The sequence below is a fragment of the Kineococcus aridisoli genome (genome assembly GCF_050871885.1).
Taxonomy (GTDB): domain Bacteria; phylum Actinomycetota; class Actinomycetes; order Actinomycetales; family Kineococcaceae; genus Kineococcus.
This window is the reverse complement of the sequence record NZ_JBJLSF010000157.1, coordinates 1-4577: the sequence shown is the minus strand read 5'-3', so window position 1 is coordinate 4577 and position 4577 is coordinate 1. Positions and strand designations below refer to the sequence as shown.

5 protein-coding genes are annotated in these 4577 nt (G+C 77.1%); 3 read left to right on the top strand and 2 right to left on the bottom strand.

The genetic code is table 11. The features are described 5' to 3' along the window. Positions 1–200 precede the first annotated feature (200 nt). Positions 201–626 carry a DUF2382 domain-containing protein gene (locus ACRYM2_RS22870; protein WP_432524984.1) on the top strand — a complete coding sequence of 142 codons (426 nt, stop codon included), beginning with the start codon at positions 201–203 and terminating at the stop codon, positions 624–626. A 42-nt stretch (positions 627–668) separates the two neighbouring features. On the opposite strand, the gene ACRYM2_RS22865 is transcribed toward ACRYM2_RS22870, so the two are convergent. Together ACRYM2_RS22865 and ACRYM2_RS22860 are read right to left on the bottom strand one after the other, a co-directional pair. Further along, positions 669–1421: a GAF and ANTAR domain-containing protein gene (locus ACRYM2_RS22865; RefSeq protein ID WP_432524983.1), complete on the bottom strand. Its 753-nt coding sequence runs from the start codon at positions 1419–1421 to the stop codon at positions 669–671. Positions 1422–1430: 9 nt separating this feature from the next. Further along, on the bottom strand, positions 1431–2567 hold the full coding sequence (locus ACRYM2_RS22860; protein ID WP_432524988.1) for a UDP-glucuronic acid decarboxylase family protein: 1137 nt from the start codon (positions 2565–2567) through the stop codon (positions 1431–1433). Between the two features lie 87 nt (positions 2568–2654). On the opposite strand from ACRYM2_RS22860, the gene ACRYM2_RS22855 reads away from it, so the two are divergent. Further along, positions 2655–3539, top strand: coding sequence for a glycosyltransferase family 2 protein (locus tag ACRYM2_RS22855; RefSeq protein ID WP_432524982.1), 885 nt, complete (start codon positions 2655–2657; stop codon positions 3537–3539). Between the two features lie 53 nt (positions 3540–3592). Further along, positions 3593–4519: a glycosyltransferase family 2 protein gene (locus ACRYM2_RS22850; RefSeq protein WP_432524986.1), complete on the top strand. Its 927-nt coding sequence runs from the start codon at positions 3593–3595 to the stop codon at positions 4517–4519. Positions 4520–4577: the final 58 nt, after the last annotated feature.

Genomic DNA, 4577 nt, shown 5'->3' with positions numbered 1-4577 from the left:
CACCCAGACGGTCCAGGGTCAGGAGACCGTGGACGAGACGCTGCGCGAAGAGGTCATCGACCTCGACGCCGACAACACCGTGAACACCACCGGGCGCGACCGCGACCGCCGCTGACACCGGCGCACCCCGCACGACCGGCCCCGGCACCGCTCGACGGTGCCGGGGCCGTCCCGTTCCCCCTCCAGACCCGGAGCAGCCCGTGAGCACCCCTGGCCAGCACGCCCGTCCCGACACCGCACCCGAGGTCGTCCTCTCCGCCGAGCAGCTGCAGGTCCGCTCCACGCGCGTGCCGCGCGAGACCGTGCGGGTGCGCAAGGAGGTCGTCACCGAGCTGCGCACGATCGAGGTCCCGGTCCGCGTCGAACGCCTCGTCATCACGCACGAACCGCCGGCGGGCACCCGCGCGGCGGGGGACGACGCGCGCGGCACCGCCACCGGCACCGCTCCGGAGGCGCGCGACCTCGAGGTCGTCCTGCACGAGGAGGTCCCCGAGGTCAGCGTGCGCGTCCGGCCGACGGAGCGGGTGCGCGTGCGCGTGGTCTCCGTCGAGGACGTGGAGACCGTCAGCGCCGAGCTGTCCCGCGAGGAGGCAGTGGTCGAGGTCGAGGACCTCCCCCGCCGCTGATCCTGAGCGCCCGCGGTGCGCCCCAGCGCGTGCCGGCGGGCCTCAGCGCAGCTCCTCGCTCCGCAGCCGCTCGAGGTCCAGCCGCCCGTGCACGACGTCGTCGGCCAGGTCGTCCAGCGTGCGGCCGCCGGCGTAGGCGTGGGCCCGCAGCACCGCCAGGGCCTCCTCCCCCGGCAGGCCCAGCACCAGGTGCGCCATGCCGACGGCCAGCCAGACCTGCCGGCGGCGGCGTGCACCGGGCGAGCTCGTCCGCACCGGCTCCTGGAGGTCCTCGTCGACGGCGCCGCCCGGCGCCGGTGACGGGGAGCCCAGCGTCCGGTGCAGCACGCTCGTCACGACGGCGGCGATCGCCTGGCCGTCGATGATCGTCGCGCCGTCCAGCGGGCGGGAGGTGCGCGAGTAGAGGTCCAGCACGCCGATGCGCGCCGGCCCCGTCCGCAGCGCCAGGCTCAGGCCGCCGCGGAAGGGCGTGCGGGCGAAGTGCTCGCGGGCGAGCACCGGCCAGCGCTCCAGCCACTTCTCCTCGGTGACCACCACCGGCCGGCCCTCGCGCAGCGCGAGGGAGCAGGGCCCGTCCCCGTGGGTGAACTGCAGCCGCTCCGCCTCCGCGGCGTCGTCGTCGCTGGCGCCCAGCGGGACCCTCGCGCCCGGTCCGCCCACGAGGCCCAGCCCGGCGGCGTCGAACGGCAGGACCCGCGCGCAGGCCCGGGCCAGCGCGGAGGGCAGCAGCGCCGGGTCGGCGGACTCCGCCTCCTCCGACCACGCGGCGCTGAAGCGGTCGGTCAGCAGGCTCACGGGCCCACCTCAGGGCGCGGCGGTGCCGCTGCCCGCCGGGACGTCCAGCCCGCGCACGTCGAGCACCCCGGCGGCCGGAGCCGCGGCGGTGGGCGCAGCGGCCGTGTGCGCCGCCTCCTGGGCCTGCGCGGCGGCCTGCTCGCGGAACCACCGCACGGTGCGGGCCAGCCCGTCCGCCCACGTCACCGTCGGCTCCCAGCCGAGGACCCGCCGGGCCAGGGTGGTGTCCGGGCGGCGCACCTGGGGGTCGTCCACCGGGCGCTCGACGAACTCGATCCGCGAGGAGGAGCCGGCGCCCGCGATGACGTCCTCGGCGATCTCGCGCACGCTCAGCTCCTGCGGGTTGCCGATGTTCATCGGTCCCGGGTGCCCGCTGGCCGCGAGGGCCAGGATGCCGTCGACGAGGTCGTCGACGTAGCAGATCGAGCGGGTCTGCGTCCCGTCGCCGGCGACGGTCACCGGCTCCCCCGCCAGCGCCTGGCGGATGAAGGTGGGGATCGCCCGGCCGTCGGCGGCGCGCATCCGCGGGCCGTAGGTGTTGAAGATCCGCACGATCGCCGTGTCGAGGCCGTGCGTGGTGCGGTAGGCCGTCGTGAGGGCCTCCGCGTAGCGCTTGGACTCGTCGTAGACGCCGCGCGGGCCGACCGGGTTCACGTTGCCCCAGTAGGTCTCCGGCTGCGGGTGGACCTGCGGGTCGCCGTAGGTCTCCGAGGTCGAGGCCAGCAGGAAGCGGGCCCCCTTCTCCCTGGCCAGCCCCAGCGCGTGCCAGGTGCCCGTCGAGCCGACCTTCAGCGTCTCCAGCGGCAGCTTGAGGTAGTCCACCGGCGAGGCGGGGGAGGCGAAGTGCAGCACCAGGTCCACCGGGCCGGGGACGTGGACGTACTCGGTGATGTCGCAGCGGCGCAGGGTGAAGCGCGGGTGGTCGGTGAGGTGGGCGACGTTGCCGGGGCCGCCGGTCAGGAAGCTGTCCAGGCAGACGACCTCGACACCGGCGTCGAGCAGCGCCTCGCACAGGTGGCTGCCGAGGAAGCCGGCGCCCCCGGTGACGACGGCGCGCGAGAAGCGCCGCACGTCGAGGGTCCCGGAGGGGGCGGCGGGCGCGGCGGTGCGCCCGGCCGCGGGGGTGCGGTCCGGCGGGGTCTGCATCACGCGGGGAATGCAACCACCCCCCGGCCCGACACGCCCGTCGGCCCCGCTGGGCCGCTGCGGCGTGTCGCCGCTAGCGTCCGCTGCGTGAGCCCCTCCCCGTCGTCCCCCGACGTGACGGTCGTCGTCGCCACCCGCGACCGCGCCGACGACCTGCGCGCCACCCTGCCGCGCCACGAGGGCCCGGTGGTGCTCGTGGACAACGGCTCCAGCGACGGCAGCGTGGAGGTGGTGCGGGCCGAGGCCGCGCGCCGCGAGCGCGACGGGCTGCCGCCGCTGACCCTGCTGCAGCCGGGGCGCAACCTCGGCGCCACGGCCCGCAACCTGGGGGTGCGGGCGGCCCGCACGGAGCTCGTGGCCTTCGCCGACGACGACTCCTGGTGGGAGCCGGGGGCGCTGGCGCGCGCGCAGGAGGTCTTCGCCGCGCACCCGCGCCTGGCGCTGCTGGCCGGGCGCACGCTCGTGGGGCCCGAGGACGTGCTGGACCCGATGTGCGCGGACATGGCCTCCGCGCCCTGGGGGCGCAGCCCGGACCTGCCCGGCCCGGACGTGCTGGGCTTCCTGGCGTGCACGGCGATCGTGCGCCGCGAGGCGTTCCTGTCGGTGGGCGGCTTCGACGACGTGGTCTTCTTCGCCGGCGAGGAGGAGCGCGTCACCTACGACCTGGTGGCCGCCGGCTGGGGGCTGGCGTACGTGGAGGACGTGGTGGCCCACCACCACCCCTCCGTCAGCCGCTCCCCCGCGCACGTGCGCCGCGAGCTGCTGGGGCGCAACTACCTGCTGACGGCGTGGATGCGCCGGCCGCTGCCGGTGGCGGCGGCGCGCACCGCGCGGTGGTTGCTGGAGGGCGGGGAGCACCGGCGCTCGGTGCTCGACGCGGCCCCGCGGCTGCCCCGCGCGCTGCGGGCCCGCCGGCGCCCCTCGGCGGAGGTCGAGCGGCGGCTGCGCCTGGTGAGCGGGGACGCGGCGTGAGCGCCGTGGAGCAGGAGCGCGGGCCGGCGGGTGGACCGGCGCCGCTGGGCCCGGTGCCCGAGGGCCCGCCGCACGAGCGCGTCACCGTCGTGCTCATCACCTGGCAGCGGCGCGAGGAGGCCGTGCTGGCGGTGGACCGGCTGCTGCGGCTGCCGGAGCGCCCGCGGGTGGTCGTGCTGGACAACGGTTCCACCGACGGCACCTCGGACGCGCTGCGCCGGCGCCACCCGCGCGGCACCGCGGGCGGGGACCGCCTCGACGTCGTCGTGCTGCCGGAGAACCAGGGGGCCGTGGCGCGCAACACGGGCGTCGCGACGGCCACCACCCCCTACGTCGCGTTCTGCGACGACGACACGTGGTGGGACCCGGGGTCGCTGGAGCGCGCCGCCGACGTCCTGGACGCCGACCCGCGCGTCGCGGTGCTCACCGCGCGCATCGTCGTCGAACCCGGCGGGGTGGAGGACGACATCGTGGCGGAACTGCGCGACTCCCCCGTCCAGGGCGCTCCCGGGCTGCCCGGGCCGGCGCTGGGCAGCTTCCTCGCGGGCGCTTCGGTGGTGCGCCGCAGCGCCTTCCTCGCCGTGGGCGGTTTCTCCCGGCGGCTCTGGCTGGGCGGGGAGGAGGAACTGCTGGCCGCCGACCTCGCGGCCGCGGGCTGGGAGCTGTGCTACCTGGAGGACCTGCAGGTCCACCACCAGGCGTCGGTGCTGCGCGAGTCGACGCGGCGGCGGCGCAACGGCATCCGCAACACCCTGTGGTTCACCTGGCTGCGGCGGCCGCTGCCCGCGGCGACGCGCCGCACCCGGGACCTGCTGCGGACGCTGCCGCGCGACCGCACCAGCGCCCTCGGCGTGCTGGACGCCCTCGGCGGGCTGCCCTGGCTGGTGCGCGAGCGGCGCGTGCTGCCACCGCACGCCGAGGCGCGCTTCGCCGCGCTGGAGGAGTCGCAGCGCACGTCGAAGTCGCGCAACTACGCGTAGTCCACGACGCGCAGCGACGTCTCGTCACCGCGCTCCGCCGCGACCCGGACCGGGTCGC